Annotated in this window: 22 protein-coding genes; 16 read left to right on the top strand and 6 right to left on the bottom strand. The window is 51.2% G+C overall.

The window, feature by feature from the left end; translation table 11 throughout:
- The first annotated feature begins 22 nt into the window (after positions 1-22).
- From BMY11_RS13370 to BMY11_RS13360, 3 genes are all read left to right on the top strand, one after another.
- Positions 23-997 (top strand): ABC transporter permease, encoded by a 975-nt coding sequence (locus BMY11_RS13370; RefSeq protein ID WP_090576521.1) that lies wholly within the window; start codon positions 23-25, stop codon positions 995-997.
- Positions 998-1,010: 13 nt separating this feature from the next.
- Complete coding sequence (locus BMY11_RS13365; RefSeq protein WP_090576519.1) at positions 1,011-1,910, top strand: carbohydrate ABC transporter permease; 900 nt, start codon at positions 1,011-1,013, stop codon at positions 1,908-1,910.
- A 108-nt stretch (positions 1,911-2,018) separates the two neighbouring features.
- A complete protein-coding gene (locus tag BMY11_RS13360; protein WP_177182623.1) occupies positions 2,019-3,704 on the top strand; it encodes a type 2 periplasmic-binding domain-containing protein in 1,686 nt (561 codons plus the stop codon).
- Between the two features lie 73 nt (positions 3,705-3,777).
- On the opposite strand, the gene BMY11_RS13355 is transcribed toward BMY11_RS13360, so the two are convergent.
- Together BMY11_RS13355 and BMY11_RS13350 are read right to left on the bottom strand one after the other, a co-directional pair.
- A complete protein-coding gene (locus BMY11_RS13355) occupies positions 3,778-4,683 on the bottom strand; it encodes a TIGR01777 family oxidoreductase (protein WP_090576513.1) in 906 nt (301 codons plus the stop codon).
- A gap of 71 nt (positions 4,684-4,754) precedes the next feature.
- Entirely contained in the window at positions 4,755-5,186 is a 432-nt protein-coding gene (locus tag BMY11_RS13350; protein ID WP_090576511.1) for a DUF2621 family protein, read from the bottom strand.
- Positions 5,187-5,465: 279 nt separating this feature from the next.
- On the opposite strand from BMY11_RS13350, the gene BMY11_RS13345 reads away from it, so the two are divergent.
- The 4 genes from BMY11_RS13345 (at position 5,466) to BMY11_RS13330 (ending at position 10,266) form a co-directional block, all read left to right on the top strand.
- Positions 5,466-6,593 carry a deoxyribonuclease IV gene (locus tag BMY11_RS13345; RefSeq protein WP_090576508.1) on the top strand — a complete coding sequence of 376 codons (1,128 nt, stop codon included), beginning with the start codon at positions 5,466-5,468 and terminating at the stop codon, positions 6,591-6,593.
- 48 nt (positions 6,594-6,641) lie between these two features.
- Positions 6,642-7,541: a formyltetrahydrofolate deformylase gene (gene purU, locus BMY11_RS13340; RefSeq protein WP_090576505.1), complete on the top strand. Its 900-nt coding sequence runs from the start codon at positions 6,642-6,644 to the stop codon at positions 7,539-7,541.
- 233 nt (positions 7,542-7,774) lie between these two features.
- Positions 7,775-9,790 (top strand): transketolase, encoded by a 2,016-nt coding sequence (gene tkt, locus BMY11_RS13335; RefSeq protein WP_090576502.1) that lies wholly within the window; start codon positions 7,775-7,777, stop codon positions 9,788-9,790.
- Positions 9,791-9,948: 158 nt separating this feature from the next.
- Positions 9,949-10,266, top strand: coding sequence for a pyrimidine/purine nucleoside phosphorylase (locus tag BMY11_RS13330; protein ID WP_090576498.1), 318 nt, complete (start codon positions 9,949-9,951; stop codon positions 10,264-10,266).
- A gap of 72 nt (positions 10,267-10,338) precedes the next feature.
- Here the strand turns inward: BMY11_RS13330 and BMY11_RS13325 are convergent, their stop codons facing one another.
- Positions 10,339-11,661 carry an NAD(P)-binding domain-containing protein gene (locus BMY11_RS13325; RefSeq protein ID WP_090576495.1) on the bottom strand — a complete coding sequence of 441 codons (1,323 nt, stop codon included), beginning with the start codon at positions 11,659-11,661 and terminating at the stop codon, positions 10,339-10,341.
- Between the two features lie 146 nt (positions 11,662-11,807).
- On the opposite strand from BMY11_RS13325, the gene BMY11_RS13320 reads away from it, so the two are divergent.
- The 6 genes from BMY11_RS13320 (at position 11,808) to BMY11_RS13295 (ending at position 17,825) form a co-directional block, all read left to right on the top strand.
- On the top strand, positions 11,808-13,157 hold the full coding sequence (locus BMY11_RS13320; RefSeq protein WP_090576492.1) for a glucose-6-phosphate isomerase: 1,350 nt from the start codon (positions 11,808-11,810) through the stop codon (positions 13,155-13,157).
- 9 nt (positions 13,158-13,166) lie between these two features.
- The gene (locus BMY11_RS13315) at positions 13,167-13,799 is read left to right on the top strand and encodes a YigZ family protein (protein ID WP_090576488.1); all 633 of its coding nucleotides are present in this window, start codon (positions 13,167-13,169) and stop codon (positions 13,797-13,799) included.
- A gap of 226 nt (positions 13,800-14,025) precedes the next feature.
- A complete protein-coding gene (cysT, locus tag BMY11_RS13310) occupies positions 14,026-14,829 on the top strand; it encodes a sulfate ABC transporter permease subunit CysT (protein WP_371262827.1) in 804 nt (267 codons plus the stop codon).
- On the top strand, positions 14,826-15,623 hold the full coding sequence (locus BMY11_RS13305) for a sulfate ABC transporter permease subunit (RefSeq protein ID WP_090576482.1): 798 nt from the start codon (positions 14,826-14,828) through the stop codon (positions 15,621-15,623). The genes cysT and BMY11_RS13305 overlap by 4 nt, the downstream gene beginning before the upstream one ends.
- 3 nt (positions 15,624-15,626) lie before the next feature.
- On the top strand, positions 15,627-16,691 hold the full coding sequence (locus tag BMY11_RS13300) for a sulfate/molybdate ABC transporter ATP-binding protein (protein WP_090576479.1): 1,065 nt from the start codon (positions 15,627-15,629) through the stop codon (positions 16,689-16,691).
- Between the two features lie 78 nt (positions 16,692-16,769).
- On the top strand, positions 16,770-17,825 hold the full coding sequence (locus BMY11_RS13295; RefSeq protein ID WP_256217444.1) for a sulfate ABC transporter substrate-binding protein: 1,056 nt from the start codon (positions 16,770-16,772) through the stop codon (positions 17,823-17,825).
- Between the two features lie 284 nt (positions 17,826-18,109).
- Here BMY11_RS13295 and BMY11_RS13290 read toward each other — a convergent pair whose 3' ends face one another.
- Positions 18,110-19,261: a stalk domain-containing protein gene (locus BMY11_RS13290; RefSeq protein WP_090576474.1), complete on the bottom strand. Its 1,152-nt coding sequence runs from the start codon at positions 19,259-19,261 to the stop codon at positions 18,110-18,112.
- A gap of 231 nt (positions 19,262-19,492) precedes the next feature.
- Between BMY11_RS13290 and BMY11_RS13285 the strand changes: the two genes are divergently transcribed.
- Positions 19,493-20,608, top strand: a complete 1,116-nt coding sequence (locus tag BMY11_RS13285; RefSeq protein ID WP_090576472.1) for a YeiH family protein — start codon at positions 19,493-19,495, stop codon at positions 20,606-20,608.
- A 44-nt stretch (positions 20,609-20,652) separates the two neighbouring features.
- Here BMY11_RS13285 and BMY11_RS13280 read toward each other — a convergent pair whose 3' ends face one another.
- Together BMY11_RS13280 and BMY11_RS13275 are read right to left on the bottom strand one after the other, a co-directional pair.
- A complete protein-coding gene (locus tag BMY11_RS13280) occupies positions 20,653-21,459 on the bottom strand; it encodes a Cof-type HAD-IIB family hydrolase (protein WP_090576469.1) in 807 nt (268 codons plus the stop codon).
- Positions 21,460-21,502: 43 nt separating this feature from the next.
- On the bottom strand, positions 21,503-22,387 hold the full coding sequence (locus BMY11_RS13275) for a helix-turn-helix transcriptional regulator (RefSeq protein WP_177182622.1): 885 nt from the start codon (positions 22,385-22,387) through the stop codon (positions 21,503-21,505).
- Positions 22,388-22,508: 121 nt separating this feature from the next.
- On the opposite strand from BMY11_RS13275, the gene BMY11_RS13270 reads away from it, so the two are divergent.
- Positions 22,509-23,447: an aldo/keto reductase gene (locus BMY11_RS13270; RefSeq protein WP_090576463.1), complete on the top strand. Its 939-nt coding sequence runs from the start codon at positions 22,509-22,511 to the stop codon at positions 23,445-23,447.
- A gap of 135 nt (positions 23,448-23,582) precedes the next feature.
- Entirely contained in the window at positions 23,583-25,007 is a 1,425-nt protein-coding gene (locus BMY11_RS13265) for a S41 family peptidase (RefSeq protein WP_090576460.1), read from the top strand.
- The last annotated feature ends 60 nt before the right edge of the window (positions 25,008-25,067 follow it).

Raw genomic sequence — 25,067 nt, 5'->3', positions numbered from 1 at the left:
TATAAGGGATGTGAGTGAAAGCATGTCTTCATCGACAGGAGTAATCGAAAGGAAGAAATCGGAAGCCCGCGTCAGTGGCAGCTTGCTCCTGCTGAGGGATCGGGGCAAACGCATTAAGCGGCATTGGCAGCTCTATCTGCTTGTTCTGCTCCCGCTAGCGTATTTGGTTATTTTCAAATATATCCCGATGTACGGCGCTCAAATTGCCTTTCGGGAATTCAGTCCGGTACGAGGCATCCTCGGAAGCGAATGGGTCGGTTTAGCTAATTTCAACACGTTCTTTAAGTCGCCGAATTTCTGGATGCTGATTAAGAACACGCTTATCATTAGTACCTACTCGCTGCTTATTGGATTTCCAGCACCGATTATTTTGGCACTTGCGCTCAACGAGGTGCGGAGCATGCGCTTCAAACGGTTCGTTCAAATGGTGACGTTCGCACCCTACTTCATTTCGACGATTGTCATGGTTTCCATGATCATTCTGTTTCTATCTCCCAGACTTGGCTTTATCGATCATATCCTGAGCGCATTTGGCATGGAAGCCATTAACTTCATGGGTGTTCCGAGCTACTTCAGCAGCATCTTCGTATGGTCGAATATATGGCAAGGCATCGGTTACGGCGCGGTGATCTATTTGGCGGCGCTGGCCGGCATTAATACCGATTTGTATGAAGCAGCCAGGGTGGACGGGGCGTCACGCATCCAGAAAGTATGGCATATCGATATTCCCGGCATCATGCCTGCTGCGACGATTTTGCTTATCCTGAACGTTGGACAGATCATGAATGTAGGCTTTGAAAAGATATATTTGATGCAAAATCCGCTTAACACAAGCACTTCGGAGGTTATCTCAACCTACGTGTATAAGATCGGTCTGCTTGGCGCGAACTTCAGCTTCTCTGCTGCAGTCGATTTATTCAATTCGGTCATCAATCTCATTCTGCTGCTAAGCGTCAATTATTTTGCTAGGCGTGTGTCAGAAAGCAGCTTATGGTAGGGGGCGTACAAAGGTGGCGCGTACAAACGCAATTCGAGAATCGTTTGGAGATAAGCTGTTTTTGACAGTGGTCTATGCTTTCTTGTCGATTATCCTGCTTGCAGTGCTGTATCCGTTAATCTATATTCTGAGCTCATCCTTTAGCTCGCCTCAAGCGGTGATCAGTGGGAGAGTATGGCTATTTCCGGTAGACTTCAGCTTGGCTGGCTATAAGGCGATCTTCTCTAACCCGCAAATCATGACGGGGTACGGCAACTCGCTCTTATATACGGTGTTCGGGGTCATGATCAACGTATGCTTGACTATTATGCTAGCCTACCCGATCTCCAAATCTACGTTCTATGGCCGACATATCATCATGGTCTTACTAGTCATTACGATGATGTTCAGCGGCGGTCTGATTCCATACTACTTGACGGTGAAAAATCTTGGCATTCTGGATACGAGATGGGCCATGCTGCTCCCTGGTGCAATGGCGGTCTGGCAGGTCATTATCGCCCGTACCTTCTTTCAGTCCAGCATTCCGAAGGAGCTAGGGGAAGCCGCAGAGCTCGACGGCTGCACGGACATAGGCTTCTTATGGCGGGTCGTCTTGCCATTGTCGAAACCGATTCTGGCCGTATTGGTGCTCATGTATGCGGTTGGGCATTGGAATGCCTACTTTGAAGCACTAATTTTCTTAAAGTCACAGGGGTTGTTTCCACTTCAAATTGTGCTGCGTAATATTCTCATTCTGAATTCCATTGACTCCAGCATGATGGTGGACGCCAACAAGATGGCCGCGATGCAGGGTCTACGTGATTTGCTTAAATTCTCGCTTATCGTAGTCGCTACAGTGCCGATACTCGCCATCTATCCTTTTGTTCAGAAATATTTTGTACAAGGCATTCTGATCGGTTCTCTGAAAGGCTAGTTAATCTTACTCGGTTATGGAGGTGAAGCAAGCTCAATTAACTGTAACGAATTATGTGCGAGAAGAATGAAGCGTGTTAAGATGAATATCATTGAGGAGGCGTCTGCTTTGAAGATGACAAAAAGTTCGAAAATGCTAGCTTTACTAGTCATGATCGCTTTACTCATCACTGCAACAGCATGCGGAAGCAATGGCGACAATGGCAACAATACTAGCAATAGCGGCAATACGGGATCAAACAATGGTTCGGGCAATAAGGTCGATACCGGTAAAACCGTCACGTTAAATACATTCATCAGCGTTTCTCCTAAGATCGAGGACATTACTACGAATGAAGTAACGAAGTTTACGGAGAACAAGCTTAATATTAAGTTCAAATTTGATGCAACGCCAAGCGCCAACGCAGCGGATAAGAAGAAGCTGATTCTGGCGAGCGGTGATTATCCGGCGGTCTTTCTCTCGGGTGACTTCACGCAGGCGGAGCAGATCGACTACGGTAAGCAGGGCATTCTAAGACCGCTCAACGATCTGATCGACAAATATGGTGATGAAATCAAGCGTGCGTTCACGGAGGATAAGGATCTGAAGGATGCGATTACGGCGCCGGACGGCAACATTTATTCGCTTCCGCATATCAATGACTGCTTCCACTGCTGGTACTCGCAGAAGCTGTGGATTAACAAGACGTGGCTAGATAAGCTGGGTCTCAAAATGCCGACGACGACGGATGAATATTTCGAAGTGCTGAAAGCATTCAAGACACAGGATCCGAACGGAAACGGCAAAGCAGATGAGATTCCACTGACTGGCGCCTTTAATACCTGGCATGCGATTCCTTCCAATTTCTTAATGAATGGCTTTATTTATGATAATGACGAAGACTTCTTCTACTTGAAGGACGGTAAAGTGCAACTGTCGGCTAATCAACCGGAGTGGCGCGACGGTCTGACTTACATTAACAAGCTCTTCAGCGAAGGCTTGATCGATAAAGAAGCATTCACGCAAAATATCGACCAAATGGCGCAAGTGGGCAACAAAGAAGGCGATAATATCGTCGGAAGCGTGACGGCTGGCCATATTGGCATGGCCTTCAGCTTGGCAGATGGGCAGACTCGTCATAAGGATTATGTAACGGTACCGCCGCTTAAAGGTCCGGGCGGAGTCGCCTATTCCGGTTATTATAAAGCTTATGGTAACGGGCAGTTTGCCATCACGAATAAGGCTTCAGAGGAAGAAGCCATTGCAGCGATCAAAATGGCTGATTACATGTATTCCGAAGAGTATGCCGTCATGAACGAATATGGACTGGAAGGGAACTACTGGGCGAAGGCTCCGGATGGCGAGAAGGATGTTCACGGCAACCCTGCCAAATACAGCCTGAAGCCAAAATATTGGGATTCGACGGAGACGACGTTCAACGATACGTGGGATCAAATGGGTATCACAAGACGGACACGCGCGATTCGTGAGTCTTGGACGGCTCCAGCTGATATGTTCTCTCAACAAGGTTATGAGTTCCGACTCTTCACTGAAACGGCGAATAATTACGAGAACAAGCAGCCGGAAGAGACGTTCCCGCTTACCATCTTCATGGATGAGAACGATGCGAAGGAAACGATTATGCTGCGTACTCAGATCAATGAATACGTTCGCTCGAATATGGCACAGTTCGTTACAGGCTCCAAGAAGCTGGCGGATGCTGAATGGGACAGCTATGTGAAGGGCTTTGATGGCTTGAATCTGACGCACTATTTGGACATCTATCAAAAAGCATACGACAGTAAGAAGAAGTAATAAGTAGCAACAGCCATGTGACAAGGAGAGAGCACTCATCTCCCTGCTACATGGCTGTTTTTTTAGCGATGAATTAATGTCTTCTAAACAACTGCTCGAAGGCTTTCTCGACGGTGGAATAGTTAAAGACGAAGCCGTTATCCTGTGCTTTGCGAGGCACAGCTCGTGAGCCTTCCAGGAGCAGCATAGATAGCTCGCCAAGCGCAGCTTTCAACGAGAATGCGGGGACGGGGAACCAGTGCGGTCTGCCTGCCGCTTTGCCGATGGCGCGGCCGAAAGCGTCATTCGTGATCGGCTCTGGAGCGCAAGCATTGACCGGTCCTGCCACATCAGGGTTATCGAGGCAGAATAGAATGAGGCGCGTCATGTCTACCTCGTGAATCCAAGGGATCCACTGCTTGCCGTTACCCATACGGCCGCCGATGCCAAGTCGGTAAGGAAGCACCATCTTCGGGAAGGCGCCGCCTTCCATGCCGAGCACAAGTCCGATTCGCAGCTTAACAAGCCGCTCCACTGGAATACGGTCCGCTGCGGCTTCCCATTTCTCGACAACCGAGGCGAGAAAATCTGCGATGCGTGCCGGGCTCGATTCATCGGCCGCCGTCTCGTCAGGCGCGCTATTGCCATAGATGGAGATGCCTGATGCATTCACGACGACGCGAGGCTTCACATCAACCGTAGCGACGAATTTCTCGATTGCTTTAGCTGCATCAAGCCTCGACTGCAGGATGGCGTGCTTGCCTTCCTTGGTCCATCTACGGCTAATCGACTCACCTGCCAAATTCACGATGGCATCGACGCCACCCAGCTTCTTTGGGTTGTCCGCAAGCTCTTTCCAGCTTATGAGGTGCAGACCTGGCTTAGCTGACTGTTTGCTGCTCGACCGAGAAATAATCCAGACTTCATCGCCCCGTTCATGAAGCGCCTTCACCACATGGCTTCCTACATAGCCTGTACCGCCCGTCACAGCAATCTTCATCCGTGCTCTCCTCCTTAACTTCCACACTAATTTAGTCGCTATGTACAGCAAAAGCCGCCAAGCTGGCGGCTTTATTTATTGAGCAAATGCCGATACGAAGTATAGTCGATCTGCTCCTTCTCAAGGAACGTAATCAAGCTGCGGTAATCCCGTTTCGGTGTTGCTCTAATATATCCTTCAATACAATGGCTGCGCGACACTTCGTTCGACCCGCCTTCAACTGCTACTTGCGCGATCTTCGCTGCGATTGAATGTCTTGCGATGTCGCGGAACGCGCTTGGAACCGGGGAAACAAGCTGGTCCAGGAAGCTCTTCGAGTCATCCGTCCACATGCCGCGGCTGCGCTCCACCCAATAGTTCTGCCAATCAAGCTTGGACTTACCGTCACGCATCGGCAGCACTTTAAGAAATTTACGGAACATGAAATAACCGCCGATGGACATAAAGCCAATCATGACAAATGCCCAGAACATAATAAAGTACATAAACCAATTCGGTGCCATCTGCTGTTTTCACCTCTAACCGATGCAATTAAATCGCTTTAATTATATGCTAATTCTTCCTATGCTCGCAACAAGGAGGGATTTCTTAAACCTAGATTTATTTGAATATTCCTTGTAAAATAGGAAGGACAAGCATTTATATGATCGCCGTACAAAACTGTTTTGCCAGTATAAGCACGGCAAATTCCGTTTTTGCATGCGAGATTCATTGTTTTAATGCATGTGATTTTTGCTGAAACTGATAGAGAAGCAAAAAACACTAAAGGAGCGGACTAGTCCATGTTAAAAATCGGTTCACACGTTTCATTTTCGGATAAAGGCTTGCTAACTGCGACGAACGAGGCTGTATCCTACGGCTCAAACACCTTCATGATTTATACGGGAGCTCCACAGAACACGCGCCGTAAACCGATTGAAGATTTATATATTCCAGACGGCAAGGTGGCAATGGGCGCGGCAGGCATCGACGAAATCATCGTTCATGCCCCTTACATTGTTAATCTCGGTTCGTATAAAGAGGACACGTTCGAGCTGGCGGTTCGCTTCCTGCAAGAGGAAATTCGCCGCACAGACGCGATTGGCGTACGTAATATCGTGCTTCACCCAGGCGCTTACACGGACAAAGACGCGGAGTACGGCATTGCTCGTATCGCAGAAGGTTTGAACGAAGTGCTGAACGGCACGAAAGAGACGAACGTCAACATTGCCCTTGAGACGATGGCGGGCAAAGGCACGGAGATCGGCCGCAGTTTCGATGAGATCGCTGCGATTATTGATAAAGTAAGCGCCAATGAGCGCCTTACAGTATGTATGGACACCTGCCATATGCATGATGCTGGCTATGATCTCGTCGATGATCTTGATGGTGTGCTGAAGCAGTTCGACAGCATCGTTGGCCTTGACCGTGTAGCCGTTGTTCACGTGAACGACAGCAAGAACCCGCGCGGCGCTGGGAAAGACCGCCATGCACCGATCGGCGCTGGCTGGATCGGCCATGATGCCATCCGCAACATCGTTCATCATGAAGCGCTCAAGGGTCGTCCGTTTATTCTGGAGACGCCTTGGATCGGCCAGAATGACAAGACGCAGCGTCCGATGTACGAAGCGGAAATCGCTTTGCTTCGCGGCGAAGCGCATACGCGTTTCGGCAGCGAATTCCTTGAGGACGTGGAGCGTCTGCACCATTTCTTCAACAAACAGGACATCAGCCACCGCGACTACGTCCTTGCGGTATGGGACGTTTTGAAGAACGACGCCAAAGCGAAGAAGGCTGATCCTCGTGAGCCGATGGATCGTCTCTATGAACTTGTTGCTGAGCACCGCGTTCTTCCGGAGATTTCTGAAGAAGGAATCAACCAGCGTATTACAGCTTGGTTTGCGGGCAAAACATTGCTCGTTAATGCATAATATTACGCACCACCACTTATTCGTCGATGGAAGGAAGACTAACTCTCTATGCAAAACATTCATCAGCCTGGGCAATCCGCACAGCGGCCAGATAAACGCCATCGTGCGAGAATGCTCATCTCCTGCCCTGACCGTCCGGGAATTGTAGCGGCCGTATCCCATTTCCTTTATGAGCATGGCGCTAACATTGTACAATCCGATCAGTATTCGATGGATCCTGGCGGCGGCATGTTCTTTATCCGTTTTGAATTTGATCTGAACGATCTCGACAAAGAGCTTCCTGTGCTGCAAGAGGATTTTGCACGCGTGGCAGACCGCTTTGAGATGAAGTGGCTTACGTTCCGTGCAAGCCGCAAGAAGCGTCTAGCCATCTTTGTTTCCAAAGAAGATCACTGCCTGCTGGAGCTGCTCTGGCAGTGGCAGGCAGGTGATCTGGACGCAGAGATTGCGATGGTCATAAGCAACCATGCAGACATGCAACGCCTTGTCGAGTCATTCGGCATTCCGTTCCATCACATTCCGGTAACGCCTGACACGAAGGCGATCGCTGAGAAGAAGCAGATTGAAATTGTTTCGGACAAAGCAGATTTGATCGTACTCGCGCGTTATATGCAAATTATTTCGCCGAAGTTCATCGAACAATTCCCGAACCGAATTATTAACATTCATCATTCCTTCTTGCCAGCTTTCGTAGGCGGCAAACCGTATGCGCAAGCGTACAACCGCGGTGTCAAAATCATCGGCGCGACTGCTCACTACGTAACGGAAGAGCTCGACGGCGGCCCGATTATCGAGCAGGACGTACAGCGTGTCAGCCACCGTGACGATGTTGATAACCTGAAACGAATTGGCCGGACAATTGAACGTGTCGTGCTTGCCCGTGCGGTCAAATGGCATGTGGAAGACCGGCTACTCGTTCATCAAAACAAGACGGTTGTTTTCAACTAGCATATAGATAAAGCGGCGTGTCTTCCGGGAGTTGTCCGGCGGGCACGCCATTTTTAATGCAGCCAGCTTGATATTGTCGAATTTTAATGCCTTGCCTATTCAAGGATGGAAAAGCCGCATTGGTAATGGTACAATGTTTCAAAGCAAGTAGGGGCTAAACTGCCTATTTTAAAGAGATATTGACATCAAAGTTATGGAAGCAAGCTTATTCGGATTTAGGAGGAGTTTACGTAATGACAGTTACACAGAAGTCCATCGACCAGCTTTCCATCGACACGATCCGCACACTTGCGATTGATTCGATCGAGAAAGCCAATTCCGGACACCCGGGCATGCCAATGGGTGCTGCGCCGATGGGATACCAATTGTTTGCGAAAACAATGAAGCACAATCCGTCCAACCCAATGTGGATCAACCGCGACCGTTTCGTTCTTTCGGCAGGTCATGGTTCCATGCTGCTGTACAGCCTGCTTCACTTGTCGGGATATGATCTTCCAATCGAAGAGCTGCAAAACTTCCGTCAATGGGGCTCCAAAACGCCGGGTCACCCGGAATTCGGTCACACAGCTGGTGTAGATGCAACGACTGGTCCGCTTGGACAAGGTATTGCAATGGCTGTCGGTATGGCAATGGCTGAAGCTCAGCTTGGCGCGACGTACAATAAACAAGATCTGAACGTAATTGATCACTATACATTTGCGATTTGCGGCGACGGCGACTTGATGGAAGGCGTAGCAAGCGAAGCAGCTTCCCTTGCAGCTCACCTGAAGCTCGGCAAGCTGGTCGTGCTTTATGATTCCAATGACATTTCGCTCGACGGCGAGCTGAACCTGTCGTTCTCCGAGAACGTACAAGGCCGCTTCGAAGCATACGGCTGGCAAGTGCTGCGCGTAGAAGACGGTAACGATATGAACGCGCTTGGCCAAGCAGTAGCAGCGGCACAAGCAGATCTAAGCAAACCGACGTTGATTGAAGTGAAAACGACAATCGGCTACGGCAGCCCGAACAAAGGCGGCAAAGGCGGCCACCTTGGTACGCACGGCAGCCCGCTCGGCGCTGACGAAACCGTACTGACGAAGGAATTCTACGGCTGGGAGCACGGGGCTTTCACAGTTCCGGCTGAAGTGCGTTCGCACTTTGCAGCAGTGAAAGAGAGCGGCGAGAAAGCAAACGGAGCATGGGATGCACTGTTCGCTTCCTACAAAGCGGCATACCCAGAGCTTGCAGCTCAATTCGAAACAGCAATCAGCGGCAACCTGCCTGATGGCTGGGACGCGGATCTGCCTGCATACGCACCAACAGACAAAGCGCTGTCGACGCGTGTTGCTTCCGGTAACGCACTGAACGGTCTTGCGAAGAACATCCCGAATCTGATCGGTGGTTCCGCTGACCTTGAGAGCTCGACAATGACACACCTGAAAGGCTTGCCAGTGTTCAAGCCGGGCAGCTACGAAGGCCGCAACATCTACTTCGGCGTTCGTGAGTTCGCAATGGCTGCTGCAATTAACGGCATGAGCCTGCACGGCGGCGTTAAAGTATATGGCGCAACCTTCTTCGTATTCACAGACTACCTGCGTCCAGCAGTTCGTTTGTCGGCGCTGATGAAGCAGCCGGTTGTATTCGTGCTGACGCATGACAGTATCGCTGTCGGCGAAGACGGTCCAACGCATGAGCCGATCGAACAGCTTGCATCTTTGCGTATCATCCCGCAATTGACGGTACTTCGTCCTGCGGATGCGAACGAAACTTCGGCAGCATGGGCGTATGCATTAGCTGATGCGGATCAGCCGGTAGCGCTCGTTCTGACACGTCAAAACCTGCCAATCCTTGAAGGTACGGCTGAGCAAGCGCGCGTTGGCATTGCGAAAGGTGCATACGTGGTCTCAGAAGCAGCGAATGGCAAGCCGCAAGCACAGTTGATCGCGACTGGCTCTGAAGTACAGCTTGCAGTAGCAGCACAAAAGGCACTTGCGGCAGAAGGCATCAACGTACGTGTCATCAGCATGCCAAGCTTTGACCTGTTCGAGCGTCAATCCAAAGAATACAAAGACTCCGTTATTCTTCCGGATGTGAAAGCGCGTCTTGCAATCGAAATGGCTTCGCCATTCGGCTGGGAGCGTTATGTCGGCGATCAAGGTGCTGTTCTTGGCATCAATACGTTCGGCGCATCTGCTAAAGGCGACCGTGTCATTGCAGAATACGGCTTTACAGTAGAGAACGTAGTAAGCAAAGTTAAAGGTCTGCTGTAGGAGCTAGACTAGCGCAGCGCCCGGAACCTGTTTCTTCGATTAACAGTGCGGGGTTTTCGCAGAGCAAGCTGTTTCGATTCATGATGCAGCGTCTGCAAGCCCCGCTTTTTTTCCACCTAATACCTAATACCTAATACCTTATGAGGAGCGAATAACGAATGTCCCAATACGCTAACGTAACAGTAGTCAAGAAAGCAAACGTTTATTTCGATGGTAAGGTAACAAGCCGTACAGTGCTGTTTGAGGATGGAACGAAGAAGACACTCGGCATTATGATGCCAGGTGAATATGAATTCGGTACAGATGTTAAAGAAATCATGGAGATTCTTGCAGGGGATCTGAAAGTATTGCTTCCAGGCGAATCCGAGTGGATCAGCATTTCGGGCGAAGGTGAGTTTACAGTTCCGGCGAATGCGAAGTTCAAGCTTCAAGTAGCGACTGTGACAGACTACGCTTGCTCTTATATTCAGGAATAATACGTATCATAATAAAGAAGGCTGCTCCGCATCGTCGCGGGCAGCCTTTTTGCATGCATCATTCTTGTTAGATTAGTCAGCAATAATGTGTTGCTTATTGATATAAGCTTCCAGCTGCAGGCGCTGGTACGGAGCAAGTCCAGCAAGCAGACAGCCGTAACGGAAGCGGCTTGCCGTCGTTTCGATGCGGATAATGCGTCCGATCATCGGGGGTAGCTCGGAATCTTGCGGGTAATGGATGACGACGAACATGTCCAGCTCAAGCGGAGAAGTTGTCGACAGCTGAATGCCATTGTCCGAGATATCGCAGAGCGTGCTGTCGATGAGTTGACCGGAGAAAGCACCTTCCTGCTCCCATTGGTAAACGGACAGCTTAAGCGGCACATTCAGCGTCAAACGCTCACTGCGTCTGCGGTTCGCACCTGTTATATCTTCAGCTTGTGCCTCTATTACTTTCGCCGTCTGCTCAGTCGCGGAAGCTGCTGCTACCGTATCCTCCACATCGCTGTGGTTCGTAATCCGCCTATTAATCCATTGCTCGTAGTTGTGAGCGAGCGCTGACAGGTCGAGGTCAGCGAGTCCCATCGCATCGCCCATTTGGTAAAGGCTCTTGACCGTTTCGAGAATTGGCGTTGGCGTCTTCAGCTCATCCGAGAGCGTAGATGCAAGGCGCAAGTCTTTCAGCATGAGGCCTAGTGAGAACTGTACGCTGAAATCGCGATCAAGCAGCTTCGGAGCTTTCAGGTCCGCCATCTTGCTTGCAGCGCCGCCCGCTTGAACGAGCTCCAGGAAGTTCTTCGCGTCGATATCGCCGCTTGCAGCGATTGCCATGCCCTCGAGGAGCGCCGCCACGTTAGCGCCGACAATCGTATTGTGCGCAAGCTTCGCAATCGAGCCGTTACCGCCAGGACCCATTGGAATGACTTTGCGGCCCATTGTCTCGAGCACATCCTGCACCTTATGAATGACTTCGATATCGCCGCCGACCATGAAGACGAGCGATCCGCTCTCTGCCGCAGGCTTGCTGCCTGTAACCGGAGCATCAAGGAAATCGCCGAACTTGGCTGTAATATCGCGGTGCAACTGGCGGGAGAGCGCAGGCGAAATTGTGCTGCTATCGATAACGATTGCGCCAGGCATCATCGAGCCAAGCAAACCGTTCTCGCCATAATATACTTCGCGAATCGAATCGTCGTTGCTGATCATCGTGATGATAACTTCCGACGCACGCGCTACGGCTGCAGGTGTTGCCGCTTCGTCTGCACCTAGCTCAAGGAGCTTGTCCGCTTTGCCGGGCGTACGGTTGTATACCGTAACGGAGTAGCCTTTACGAATTAAGTTAGCAGCCATAGGCTCGCCCATAACGCCGAGGCCGATAAAGCCGATTTTGAACATCAAATTCATCTCCTTTGAACCGAAATTTTAACTGTTTTCATTTTATCATAAAACAGAGACGAGAAGTATTGAGCTAACGCAATCCCTTGTTTTTAGCTAGCAAATCCTTTATCCTAGTCCTAATGAAAAAGGAGGTTTTACGCGGAATGAGTAAAGCAGTTCAGTTTGATTACAGCAAAGCGCTGACCTTTATCGGCCAGCACGAGATTGACAATTTAGCGGCGCAGGTACGCACTGCACATGATCAGCTTCACAATGGAACAGGTGCAGGCTCAGACTACTTAGGCTGGATTGACTTGCCTAATAGCTATGATAAAGAAGAGTTCTCCCGCATTCAGAAAGCGGCTGCGAAGATCCAGTCGGACTCCGAGGTGCTGATTGTTATCGGCATCGGCGGCTCCTACCTCGGCGCACGTGCTGCAATCGAGATGCTATCGCACTCTTTCTATAACTTGCTCCCAGGCGAGCAGCGCAAGACACCTCAAGTGCTCTTCGCGGGTAACAATATCAGCTCTACATATGTAACGCATCTGCTTCAATTGCTCGAAGGCCGCGACTGGTCGATCAACGTTATCTCGAAGTCCGGTACAACAACAGAGCCGGCGATCGCGTTCCGTGTATTCCGCGCAGCGCTTGAAGAGAAGTACGGCAAGGCTGAAGCGCGCAAACGGATCTACGCAACGACAGACCGTTCGAAAGGCGCACTGAAGAAGCTTGCATCAGAGGAAGGCTACGAGTCGTTCATTATCCCTGACGATGTAGGCGGCCGCTACTCTGTATTGACAGCGGTTGGCTTGTTGCCGATTGCAGCGGCTGGCATCAACATCGAAGAGATGATGAAGGGCGCAGCAGACGCATCGCAAGCATACAGCAACCCAGAGCTTTCGGAGAATGAAGCTTATCAATATGCTGCAGCGCGTAACGCACTGTACCGCAAAGGCAAAACGACTGAAATTCTCGTCAACTACGAGCCAGCTCTTCACTTCGTATCGGAGTGGTGGAAGCAGCTGTACGGCGAGAGCGAAGGCAAAGACTACAAAGGGATTTTCCCAGCGGCTGTAGATTTCTCGACGGACCTGCACTCCATGGGCCAATTCATTCAAGAAGGCAACCGGAACATCTTTGAAACGGTTATTCAAGTGAACAATGTCGCTGAACAAATTACGATCGCACATGACGAGAACGATTTGGACGGGCTGAACTTCCTAACCGGCAAGACGATGGATTTCGTGAATAAGAAAGCGTTCGAAGGTACGCTGCTTGCGCATACAGACGGCCAAGTGCCTAACTTTGTCGTGAACATTGCAGACATGAAGCCGTACACATTCGGCTACCTCGTGTACTTCTTCGAAATCGCATGCGGTATCAGCGGCTACCTGCTTGGCGTGAATCCGTTCGACCAACCGGGCGTTGAAGCGTACAAGAAGAACATGTTTGCTCTGCTTGGCAAGCCTGGCTATGAGAAAGAAAAGGCTGAGCTCGAAGCTCGGTTATAATCGGCTGTCATGCTAGCTAAGTTTAAGACGTTCCGCCAGCTGGCGAGCGGTGAAATTATTATTAAGAAATCCCGGTTCATCGGCTATGGCAAACCGGTCACGTCGGAATCGGAAGCGATCGCCTTCATTGAAGAGCTGAAGAAGCAGCACTGGAATGCGAATCATAATTGCTCGGCCTACGTCATTGGCGAACGGGACGAGATCCAGAAGCAGTCGGATGACGGCGAGCCAAGCGGCACGGCGGGCAAGCCGATTCTTGAAGTGATCAAGCACCATGGTCTCAAAAATGTCGTCATCGTCGTAACCCGTTATTTTGGCGGAATTATGCTTGGTGCTGGCGGCCTCATCCGTGCGTACACGGACGGAGCGGTAACGGCCATTGAAGCGGCGGAAACGATCACCAATGTGCTGCACCGCGAGGTCATTGTCGATGTTGACTATACGTGGTATGGCAAGCTCGAGAACGAGTTCCATGCCCGCAACGTCCGCATCGGCGGGACGGACTTTACGGACCGTGTCATCATTACTTGCTTGCCGGAAGCGGCGGATGCAGAGCGATTCAGCAATTGGATCACCGACTTGACGCAAGGACAAGCCAAGCTGACGATCGGCGAGGACAACTATTATATCGAGGGCGAGTAGCTCTCGCCATCAGAAACTCCCTAGCGATGATGCGCTAGGGAGTTTTGTTTGCTAGGGAAGCCGTAGCTGATCACAATAATAACAATTGACTAGACGCGCTCCTGTCTGCTACATTTAATACCAAGTATATTGATGGGGATTAAAGTGAAGGTTGAAGTATTATTGAAAAATGTACCCGCGATTCCTCATGGAAAGCGTCAGGAGGTAAGTCAGCTTGAATATCTTAATGCGCAACCGTTTGTGGAGCTTCGGTTTTCGCAGTACCATTATGCTCTATTTTGTGCTCTTGATTGTACTGCCGATTATTGGGATTTATTCGCAATCGCTACACCTAGGCTGGACGCCATTCTGGGACAGCATTACTGACCCGCTTGCATGGAAAGCGGTGCTGCTTACGATCAAATTGTCTGTTATTGCTGCACTTATGAATGTTGTTCTCGGAACGATGATAGGCTGGGTGCTCATTCGCTACCGATTCCCCGGACGCCGCATCTTGAACAGCCTTGTCGATTTGCCTTTTGCGCTGCCGACCGCAGTCGGCGGCTTGATGATATTGCTGCTGCTAGGCCCGAATAGCATCGTTGGCAATCTAGCAGATAAGCTCGGATTTGAAATTGTGTTCCATGAGCCGGCGATTATCATCGCCATGGTGTTCGTTACATTCCCCTTCGTCATTCGCGGTGTGCAGCCGCTGCTCGAAGAGCTGGATAAGTCGGAGGAAGAAGCGTCCTATACGCTTGGCGCTTCGCGGGCAAGAACGTTCTTTCAGGTGATTTTCCCATCCATGCTGCCTGGCATTATTAGTGGCGCGATGCTGGCATTCTCGCGCGCGCTTGCAGAATTCGGTGCAGTCGTGCTCGTTGCGGGCAACATACCAGGTAAGACGCTCATCGCTTCGGTTTATATTTTCGGAGAGATTGAGAGCGATAACACGCAAGGAGCAGCGGCTGTATCCGTCCTGCTGCTGACGCTGTCCTTCCTCATACTAGGCGCAGTCAACTATGTGCAGTCGAGGAGGAATGGCAAATGAGAAGGCTTTGGATCACACTAACCTATGCGGTATTCCTCGTTCTACTGATTGTGCCGCTTGTAAAGATTTTTACCGGCTCATGGGGAGACGGCTGGAGCGGCTTTGCAGATGCGCTTACCCGTCCGGAGTCGCTGCATGCGCTTATGATGACCGGCATGATCGTCGTAGTCGTCACCTTGCTCAATACGCTGTTCGGCGTTATGTTAGCGCTCTATCTCGTTCGTGGGACTTGGCTCGGCAGGCGTCTTAAAGCTTTTATGAACAGTATCGTCGATCTTCCGTTCGCGGTATCGCCTGTTATCGGCGGTTTGATGATTGTACTTATGCTCGGACCGAGCTCGGTGCTCGGTACGTTCTTCGAAGATATCGGATTTAAAGTGGTGTATGCGCTGCCAGGGATGATTCTTGCAACGTTGTTCGTTACATTCCCCCTTATGGTGCGCGAAGTAATGCCGGTGCTGCAGGAGATTGGGGCTCAGCAGGAAGAGGCGGCCTCGACGCTCGGCGCGTACTCGTGGTATACGTTCTGGAAAGTGACTTGGCCGTCTATCCGTTGGGGCGTCATCTATGGCGTCGTGCTTACGGTTGCGAGATCGCTTGGGGAGTTCGGCGCTGTACTCGTCGTCTCCGGCAATATTATGAATAAGACCCAGACAGCGACAACGCTAGTCTATCAGGATGTAGAGAATTTCAATGTAGCGGCGGCGAGCAGCGTGGCGCTTGTGCTTGCGGCTTTCTCCGTCGGATTGCTGCTGCTTATGGAATGGGCCAAGAAGAGAAAGGAAGTGCATTAAGCGATGCATATCGAGGTGCGCGGTTTAAATAAACAGTTCGGTGACTTTCAAGCGGTTCAAGATGTTAGCTTCGACATTGCCAAAGGGCAATTGATTGGCCTGCTGGGCCCAAGCGGCGGCGGCAAAACGTCGATTCTCCGTATGCTTGCGGGTCTCGAGTCACCGACTTCCGGTGACATTGTGTTTCACGGCAAGCGCGTTAATGATCTGCCTCCTCAGGAGCGCGGGATCGGATTTGTTTTTCAGAACTACGCGTTGTTCAAGCATATGACGGTCTACGATAATGTTGCATTCGGGCTAAAGGTGAAGAAGGCAGCAAAGGATGTTATTCGTGAGCGAGTCATGTCATTGCTGGAGCTTACGGGGCTAAAAGGCTTCGAGCATCGTTATCCGCACCAGCTTTCTGGCGGACAACGGCAGCGGGTTGCTTTTGCAAGGGCGCTTGCTCCTCAGCCTCAGCTGTTGCTGCTTGATGAGCCTTTTGCCGCGATTGATGCTAAGATCCGTACGGAGCTGCGTACATGGTTGAAAGAAATGATCGAGCGTCTCGGTATTACATCGATCTTCGTTACGCATGACCAAGACGAAGCGATTGAAGTGGCGGACGAAATTATGATCATTAACAAAGGGCGCCTGGAGCAGAAGGGTACGCCTTGGGATATTTATAAGAGTCCTCAAACTCAGTTCGTGGCGAGCTTCATCGGCGAGTCGACGATTGTAGATCAAGTGGAGCTGCTTAAGGGCTTCGAGGAAGCGGCCAACTGGCCGGGTACAAAAGCACTTATTCGTCCGGAATATATTGAGATTGGCAAGCGTCACGAGTTCCGTCTCCCATCGGCTACGGTTGCTGGCAAGGTGAAGCATCTGCACTTCCGCGGAAGCGAGTGGATGGTTGAAGTAATGGTCGGCGACATTAAGCTCATTACGTACCGCTCCCTGGAGAAGGATGTTCTGCAGCCGGGTGACGAGATTAACGTGCTCATCCACCGTGCGTACTTGTTCAACGACAATGACACGTGGATTATGGAGAACAAGCTGAAAGAAGACCCAATGCCGATGCATATCTAATAGCGGCAACAGCCGACTTGATACTTGATAGAAAGCGTTGTGTATACGATGAAACCTACCCTAACAAAAGGATGGCGCATGGCTGGATTGGCACTTGTCTCAATTGCGCTGCTACTGACGGCTGCTTGCGGTAATAGTGGTGAGGCTAAGCCGGCCAGCGGCGCAGATGGTACTACTGCTGCTACTGTGAAAAAAGGCGATGTCACGCTCGTTATCGGCGCGTATTCGGTAGCGAGAGATGCATTCAGCAAGCTGCTGCCTCAATTTGCGAAGGAATGGAAAGCGAAGACGGGGCAGACTGTTACTTTCCAAGAGTCGTATGAAGCGTCAGGCACGCAGGCACGCGCCATAGCTGGCGGATTCGAAGCGGATATTGCCGCCCTCGCGATGGAGAGCGATATTGATAAAATTGCAAAAGCAGGCTTTATTACGAGCGATTGGCGCGCTGCCCCTAATCACGGCATGATTACGCGCTCGCTTGCGGTCATGGGCACGCGCAAGGGCAATCCGAAGGGCATTCATGACTGGGACGATTTGACCCGTAAAGGTGTGAAGGTGCTCTATCCGAACCCGAAAACATCAGGCGGAGCGCAGTGGGACATTAATGCGATGTACGGCGCGGGGCTGAAGGAGTCCGAAGCGAAGACGGGGAAGAAGGACCCGGCGTATGCGAAGGACTTTCTGAAGCGAATCCATAAGAATGTAGAATCGCTGGACAAAAGCGGCCGTGCCTCGATGGCGGCCTTCGAGTATGGCGTTGGCGATGTCATTGTGACGTATGAGAACGAGCTGCGTTCACGGATCAAGAGCGGCGTGCCCTATGAGATTGTTGTACCGAAGTCGACGATTCTCATCGAGAATCCAGCGGCGATTGTCGATAAGAACGTCGACAAGCACGGCACGCGCAAAGTGGCGGAGGCGTTCCTTAGCTTTATGTTCACTCCGGAAGCGCAGCAGGTGTTCGCCGATTACGGCTTCCGTCCAGTCGATCCGGCTGTGATGGATAAGGTGAAGGAGAACTATGACGTACCTGAGGATCTGTTCGATATTAGCTATCTAGGCGGATGGGACGAGGTGCGCAAGACGCTTTATTCGCCGAAGGGCGTATGGTATCAGGTACTTGCCGGGATTTAGAAGTTGGATCAGGGCTTGGTTAGGCAGGGCAGGGGGTAACAGTAACCCTTCCCTGCCCTTTTTTGTTTGGGGATGAGTGGCGCGATGTTGAGAGAACATTTACGTGCTCTCGGAGGTGGATCCGCGCGAAAATGGAGCTGAGAGATCATATACGTGCTCTCAGCGATGAAATGAGCGCGAGAAGAGGTTCGCGCGGAGCTGAGAGATCCAATATGATCTCTCATACGTGAAATCACACAAGAAAGAAGCTGAGAGATCAAATACGATCTCTCAGCTTCTTTCTCTTACTTCGCGGCCTCCGTAATCGTAACCGAATCCTGGCCATAAGCGACCTGAGCCTTCAGCACTTGCGAGAAGAACGTGAGCGGCACATAGATCGTCTTGGCGTTCACAACCGGCGCGGTGCCAAGTGTGAATGGAGCCATCCGTGCGTAGGTGTAACGGTCTTTGCCGACCTGGAGCGATGTCCACTGCGCTCCTTTTGTAAGCTCCACGGTTTGCGTCTTCGCATTCCAACCAAGCGTGTAGCCAAGCTGCACGGCAATCGGGCGAAGCGACGCCATAGCGACGCCTTCCTTGTTCACGTACAGCTTCGCAGCAGCGGCGCTCGTACCATTCACAACGACAGGGAGTGAAGCCAGATTGCTTGGCGCTGGGATGTTCACAGCTGCCTCAGGCATGCCGACTGCATAAGGCGCGATCTCGTACTGCTGAAAGATGAAATAAACCTTATTGTCCTTCACGTAGAAGGCTTGATTATCTGAAATGCTTTTGAATGAATCAGCGAAAATATAGTCCGGATTTGCCGAGATTTCAGCCTTAACTGTTTTATTGATAATGGCTTTGTAGTTGCTGCCGAACAGATCCTTCAGCTTGAGCTGAGAAGCGGCTGCCGAGTTGCGCACGTTATAGGTTTGAGTAACTGTAGCGCCGTGAGCACCGCCAGTGAACGTATACGTGAGCACCTTGAATGACAAAATATTACCTGCTGCCTCGCTGCCGTCGGAGATTAGTTCAAAGCTTACATAAACGGAGTATGGTCGGAATTCATAGTCACCTTGCGCAGCAGCGGCATCATCCTTCGCTTGCTTATGAAGCCCATCCGCAACAGCCATCGCGCGTGCAGTAATATTAGCGTTAAGTGCTTGCTGGTATTTTGCATCCTTCATACCGCTAATGACCGGCAGATGTAGTTCATAATCAAAGACCTCGTCCTTCAAGGTCAGTTTATTCTCCTGAATCTTTACGGCGCCAGAAGCAGGAAGCTGAGCGCTGATCGGTACCGCTGTGACGGTGCCGGTAGTGGTCGTTACAGTTGGTGCGGCTTCATCCGCAAAGGCCAGCGGAGCAGAAACGGCGATGACAAGTGTGCCAAGTGCGCCGAGTGCGCCGAGTGTAAGTTGTTTTAGTGGATGTTTAAAGCGATTGCTGAACATAAGGATCCCTCCGCGTTGTAGGTGATTGCTCTATCATTATAGACGGTTGTTCAACGAGTAAAGTTACAAAAAGGTAACGGCCATCCGCTGCTCGCAAGGGCATGATTAATAAATAACGATTACATAACAATTGTTTATTTATTTCATCATTATGATTGATTTCTCTTATAAGGCAGCGCCACGTATAATGGGAACCATCTCATACGATCGTTCAGGAGGTGGCAGACCGCTATGGCAGCAGTACATCATACGAATACCGTGAAGCCGCTTGCCTCCGTGCAAGTGAATCAAGTACATCAAATACCGTTCCTATCTGCGCTCCAGCAGAGGCTGTCTGGTGTCGGTTTTACCTTTCTCATTGCCGCGGCAGGGTTCGGCATCTCACGCTTGCCCGTTTTCCACTACGCTGGACAGATGGCCTGCGCCATTATGCTCGCCGTTCTATACCGGCACTTCTGCGGATATCCGCAGGATACACTACGTTCAGGTATCGCCTTCTCAGGCAAAAGCTTGCTTCGACTCGCTATCATCCTATATGGGTTGAAATTGAATATTGCGCAAGTATTCCAAGAAGGGCTCGACCTTCTCGGGCGCGATGCATTGGCTGCGGTCTTCGCGATTGGCTGCACGCTGTTGCTAGCCAAATGGCTCAAAGCCGACATGAAGCTGTCACTGCTGCTTGGCATCGGCACTGGCATCTGCGGCGCAGCAGCTATTGCTGCTGTCTCGCCGATTATACAAGCCAAAGAGGAAGAGACAGCGCTTAGCGCAGGACTAATCGCGCTCATCGGCACGATCTTCGCAGTCAGCTACACACTGCTGCGACCAATCATCGGGCTAACCGAGCTGCAATACGGCGTCTGGTCCGGCACAAGCCTGCACGAAATCGCCCATGTCGCGCTGGCAGCAGCGCCTGCCGGGCAAGATGCTCTCGCGCTTGCGCTGCTCGCGAAGCTCGGACGCGTCTTCCTGCTCGTGCCGTTGTGCCTAGTACTTGTAGCGGTCATGAAGCGCATCCGCAGCGCACACGCACATGGCAATGGGCAAGCAGATTCCGCCAACGCCAAACCAATCGCACTGCCTTGGTTTCTACTCGGCTTCATGCTCATGAGCTTGCTCGGCAGCAGCAGCTCCGGCCAAGCGATTCTGCAATCCTCGCCAACGCTTGCGAATGGACTGACGACGCTGACTACATTTTTGCTTACAATGGCGATGGTCGCGCTTGGGCTAAATGTGAATCTGCGGAGAGATGGTCAGCGAGCATCGGTGGTGAAACCGCTAATCGCAATGCTGGTAACATCACTGCTACTCACCTTATGGACATACTTCGTCGTCGCGTCATCATAACCAAAAAGAGCTGTGCCCGAAGGCACAGCTCTCACCATCACTACTTATACCGTCTCCGGCTGCAAAATAAACTTCTCAATGACATGGCGTACGCCTTCTTCATTGTTTGTTTTCGTAATATACTGCGCGATGTCTTTCAGCTTCTGAACCGCATTGCCCATTGCCACGCCGAGTCCGGCTACCTCGATCATTTCGTGATCGTTCCAGGAATCGCCGATCGCAATGACTTCTTCCATCGTGCAGCCGATGTGCTGCGCCATGAATGAGATCGCGTGGCCCTTGGTGCCTTCTTTATGCGTCACTTCAAGGAAGTGCGGCTTAGATTTGGTAATATGCGTGTTCGCACCAATCAGATCCCTCAAGTCAGCAGCAACTTCGTCGAGGCGCGCAGGATCATCGATCATGAGCATTTTGGCAGTCGGACGCTTGATTAATGCTTTGAAATCTGACTCAACGACGAACGGGAGATTCGCCAGCTTCGAGTAGTTTCTTGCATGCTGGTTATCTTCTCTAACATAAATGATATCGTCGGTATACAGCTGGAGATGGACGTTGTTCTCCTCGCAGTAGTTCATCAGAAGCTCTGCCGCATCCTGCGGGACGTAACGCTCGTAGAGCACTTGCTCGTCAAGCAAGGTTTTGACGCTAGATCCTTGATACGTAATGATCGGAACGTTCAATTCAATCTGATTGGCAATCTTCCGTGCGGAAGGGAACATGCGGCCGGTTGCCAGCGTGACGAACACGCCTTTCTCCATCGCAGCGATTAGCGCTTCCTTCGTACCCGGCGTTACCGTACATTCATCCGTCAGCAAGGTGTCGTCAATATCGATAGCGATCAGTTTATACATAAGTTCTCTCCTACTCCTTTATCTCTCTATTTCGTGCGTATTTTCATTGATTGTAGCCCAAATCGGGGGTATGAACAAGCGACTGCATATAAAATTGCTGGCGGTAAGCGGTAGGTGTCATATTCTCGCTTTCCTGAAACCGCTTATTAAAATAGCTGTGGTGCATGTAGCCGGACAAGCGCGCAATTTCCTGTACGCTTAAGCTTTGCCGTTCGACAAGCAGCTGCTTCGCGCGCTGAATGCGGCACATGGTCACGAATTCCAGAGGTGTTTGTCCTGCCGCGCGGCGAAACCATCGGCAGAAAGCATATCGGTTCGTTCCCGCACGGGCTGCCCATTCGTCGAGATCGAACGGCTCGGTAGCCGCCGCTTGCAGCTCCGGCAGCAGCTTAAGCATACGTTCAATGGCGGACGCGCCAGCGCCCGGTGCGGAAACCGGCTCCGCCTGTTCGATGAACTCGGCGATAATGCCGTACATCAGCATCGAGATGCGGCTCGGATGAAGCATCTTATGCTGGTCCATCTCGAGCAGCAGCTCGTCGAGCAGACTCTCCAGCACGGAGGATGAGCGTATTCGCCAGCCGATCGAGCGGTGGAAGCCGCGTTCGGTCAGATCGGCGAGGATGCCGCTACCGTAGAAATGGATCCATTTGAAGTCCCACGGACGCTCTTTATCGGCGTAATACACTTGTTTATCGCCCGGGAAATATAGAAAGGCATCGCCGGCTGTAAGCTCGTAGCGCTGCTGTTCGAGCTCGACATAACCGACGCCTGCGGTTACAAGATGCAGATTGAATTCCTGCAGCATACCTGCGGCGCGGCGCACCTCATGGCCCTGATAATGCCGGTAGTAGCCGGCGGACTCGGGAAAGCAGTAAAATCGATTATTCCGCTGGAGCGGAAGCGTCAAATGCTGCAGCTGGACCATTCGCGTAGTCTCTCCTTGTGGAATCAATATCGTTGTAGCCCTTTGCAATATATTTCGATTTTTAAAAGCAAATTCCTCTACTATAATGAGCAATATAACGATATAAAGGAGTGCAGAACCGATGAAACGAATTGCCGTAGCAGGCATCGAACAAGGCGTTACCCAGCTGGTGCATGGCTCTATGATGCTAGATAAGAATCGGATGGACTATTCTTCCGGACTGCTTGACGCTTTTATCGCAGTCGGAGGAAACGCGATTGATACTGGGCATATTTACGGCGAAAGCTCTGCTCGCGCGATCGGGCTTTGGATGGAAGCTCGTGGCAATCGCAGCGATATCGTCATCATCGGCAAAGGAGCTCATCCGTACGAGCAATCGCGGATGACGAAAACATGCATTCAAAGCGATTTAGTAGAATCGCTCGACCGGCTCATGACGGATTATATGGATATGTACATGCTCCATCGCGACGATCCGAACGTTAATGTCGGCTATATTTTGGAAGGGCTGAACGACCAGATCGCCGCAGGCCGCTGCCGTGCGATTGGCGCATCCAACTGGAGCGTCGCGCGCATTCAGGAGGCCAATGCTTACGCGGCGAAGCATGGCATGACGGGCTTCGCCTGCAGCAGCCCGAATCTGGCGCTGGCAAGACCGAATGAAGCGCGCTGGGCAGGCTGCGTATCGACGAATGCCGAGGACGAAGCTTGGCATGAGAAATCGCAGCTGCCGATTTTCTCCTGGTCATCGCAATCCGGGGGCTTCTTCACGAACCGTTATTCCCCGGAGAACCGTGAGGATTCAGAAATGGTTCGTGTCAATTACAGCGAGGAGAACTGGGAGCGTAAACGCAGAGCGTCGGTGCTAGCTGAGAAATACGGCGTAACCGCGAATCATATTGCGCTCGCTTATGTGCTGAATCAGCCGTTCCCGGTCGCTGCGATCGTTGGTCCGCAGCAGCCTTCCGAGCTGGAGGACAGTCTCAAGGCTTTGCCTGTCATCCTCACGGATGCGGAACGCGATTGGCTCAATCTGAGGGCGGAGACTATCGCGCTTTAGGAGAAGACATGAACTGAAATTTAATGAAAGGCGTTCCGGTTACTCGGACGCCTTTTTCCTTTTGGACATGAACTTGCGACGGTAGCCTGAATGCGATAGAGTGAGTTACAGGTTCATTTTGGAAGAGGTGTTGGCATGAGTGTTTATGGTGAGCAAGCAGTTAAACAGCGCCGGAAGGTAACGTTAGCCATTGTTCTCGTTATCGCAGTTACGGTAGGGTTTGCAGGAGGCAGAATCAGTATGCTGATTCAGTATCCGGTGATGAAAGAAGCGGCGTTTAAGAACTTATCTTACGCGTACAATGAAATTATGAATCAATACTTGAACGGTGCAGAAGCGAAGGCGCTTGTCGACGGCGCGGCCGAAGGGATGGTTGCTTCGCTCGGTGATCCGTATTCCGTCTATATGACCGGCGAGAAGGGCGAGCAGTTCGTTCAGTCGTATGAGGATCATTTTGTCGGTATCGGCGTGGAAATTCGTGAAGAAGACGGCGAGTTTATTATTGATAAAATCATTAAAGGAACGCCTGCGGACAGGTCCGAGCTGAAAGCTGGCGATACGTTCGTGACCATTGAGGGCAAGCGGACGAGCGGGATTGAGCTTGCCGATTTGAAGGCACTACTGCAAGGTGAAGAGGGCACGAAGGTGAAGGTCTCCGTCAGCCGGGAAGGGACGGAAGGGACAGTCGATATGACGATCCCGCGTGGCGCTGTTCCGGTGCTGACCGTAGCTTACGAGATGAAGCAGGGCGGTATTGGCGAGATCACGATTAGCCGTTTCGCAGAGAAGACGGCGGATGAGTTCGCTGCGGCGATCGCAGCGCTACAGAAGAAAGGCATGAAGTCGCTGCTGCTTGATCTGCGCGGCAATCCGGGCGGTCTGCTTGAGCCGACAATTTCAATTGCGAACCGGTTTGTGCCCAAAGGCCAAACAATCGTTCAAGTTGTCTATAAAGATGAGAAGCATGTCATTACCCATAACTCAAGCCAGAAAGAACCGTGGAAGCTACCGATTGCCATTCTCGTCGATGCCCACACGGCAAGCTCCGCAGAAGTGCTGACGGCAGCGCTCAAAGAGGATGCAGGCGCACAGGTGGTTGGCGAGAAGACTTTTGGCAAAGGCATTGTTCAGAACTTCCGCCAGCTGAAGGATGGCTCCGTACTGAAGTTAACCGAAGCGCAGTGGCGTACGCCAAAGGGGAGCTGGATTCATAAGAAGGGCATCGATCCAACAGTCGCTGTGGCCGCTCCGGATTATGCGATGCTTCCGAGACTGCCAGTGGGCCTCAAGCTGAAAGCCGGCGATTACGGTGATCAAGTAGTAACTGTGCAAAAGATGCTCCAAGTGCTCAGCTACAATGTGGGCACGAGCTTAGGCATTTATAACGCAGATACAGAGAATGCAGTGCGCGCGTTCCAATCGAATGAGAAGCTATCTGTTACCGGCGTGGTGAACGATAAGACGGCTTACCATATGGTTAGCAGGCTCTCGGATCAATTTAACGTGGAAGATCCGCAACGGAACAAAGCGATGGCGCTCTTACAGGCGGCTATGAAGTAAAAGTAGAAAAAGGTGCATTGCTTGTTTTTATACGCTGTGATATGCTTGTAAAAATTTATC

The sequence above is a fragment of the Paenibacillus sp. OV219 genome (assembly GCF_900110075.1).
In the GTDB taxonomy this organism is placed as follows: Bacteria; Bacillota; Bacilli; order Paenibacillales; family Paenibacillaceae; genus Paenibacillus_Z.
Note: the sequence above shows the minus strand (reverse complement) of the source record. Positions and strands in the feature narration are given on the sequence as shown.

Bases quoted from the DNA above. Each gene is read 5' to 3' on its own strand.
- BMY11_RS13370 (WP_090576521.1), top strand. From the start codon at position 23: ATGTCTTCATCGACAGGAGTAATCGAAAGGAAGAAATCGGAAGCCCGC.
- BMY11_RS13355 (WP_090576513.1), bottom strand. From the start codon at position 4,683: ATGAAGATTGCTGTGACGGGCGGTACAGGCTATGTAGGAAGCCATGTG.
- BMY11_RS13350 (WP_090576511.1), bottom strand. From the start codon at position 5,186: ATGGCACCGAATTGGTTTATGTACTTTATTATGTTCTGGGCATTTGTC.
- BMY11_RS13345 (WP_090576508.1), top strand. From the start codon at position 5,466: ATGTTAAAAATCGGTTCACACGTTTCATTTTCGGATAAAGGCTTGCTA.
- purU (WP_090576505.1), top strand. From the start codon at position 6,642: ATGCAAAACATTCATCAGCCTGGGCAATCCGCACAGCGGCCAGATAAA.
- tkt (WP_090576502.1), top strand. From the start codon at position 7,775: ATGACAGTTACACAGAAGTCCATCGACCAGCTTTCCATCGACACGATC.
- BMY11_RS13330 (WP_090576498.1), top strand. From the start codon at position 9,949: ATGTCCCAATACGCTAACGTAACAGTAGTCAAGAAAGCAAACGTTTAT.
- BMY11_RS13325 (WP_090576495.1), bottom strand. From the start codon at position 11,661: ATGTTCAAAATCGGCTTTATCGGCCTCGGCGTTATGGGCGAGCCTATG.
- BMY11_RS13320 (WP_090576492.1), top strand. From the start codon at position 11,808: ATGAGTAAAGCAGTTCAGTTTGATTACAGCAAAGCGCTGACCTTTATC.
- BMY11_RS13315 (WP_090576488.1), top strand. From the start codon at position 13,167: ATGCTAGCTAAGTTTAAGACGTTCCGCCAGCTGGCGAGCGGTGAAATT.
- cysT (WP_371262827.1), top strand. From the start codon at position 14,026: ATGCGCAACCGTTTGTGGAGCTTCGGTTTTCGCAGTACCATTATGCTC.
- BMY11_RS13305 (WP_090576482.1), top strand. From the start codon at position 14,826: ATGAGAAGGCTTTGGATCACACTAACCTATGCGGTATTCCTCGTTCTA.
- BMY11_RS13300 (WP_090576479.1), top strand. From the start codon at position 15,627: ATGCATATCGAGGTGCGCGGTTTAAATAAACAGTTCGGTGACTTTCAA.
- BMY11_RS13295 (WP_256217444.1), top strand. From the start codon at position 16,770: ATGGCTGGATTGGCACTTGTCTCAATTGCGCTGCTACTGACGGCTGCT.
- BMY11_RS13290 (WP_090576474.1), bottom strand. From the start codon at position 19,261: ATGTTCAGCAATCGCTTTAAACATCCACTAAAACAACTTACACTCGGC.
- BMY11_RS13285 (WP_090576472.1), top strand. From the start codon at position 19,493: ATGGCAGCAGTACATCATACGAATACCGTGAAGCCGCTTGCCTCCGTG.
- BMY11_RS13280 (WP_090576469.1), bottom strand. From the start codon at position 21,459: ATGTATAAACTGATCGCTATCGATATTGACGACACCTTGCTGACGGAT.
- BMY11_RS13275 (WP_177182622.1), bottom strand. From the start codon at position 22,387: ATGGTCCAGCTGCAGCATTTGACGCTTCCGCTCCAGCGGAATAATCGA.
- BMY11_RS13270 (WP_090576463.1), top strand. From the start codon at position 22,509: ATGAAACGAATTGCCGTAGCAGGCATCGAACAAGGCGTTACCCAGCTG.
- BMY11_RS13265 (WP_090576460.1), top strand. From the start codon at position 23,583: ATGAGTGTTTATGGTGAGCAAGCAGTTAAACAGCGCCGGAAGGTAACG.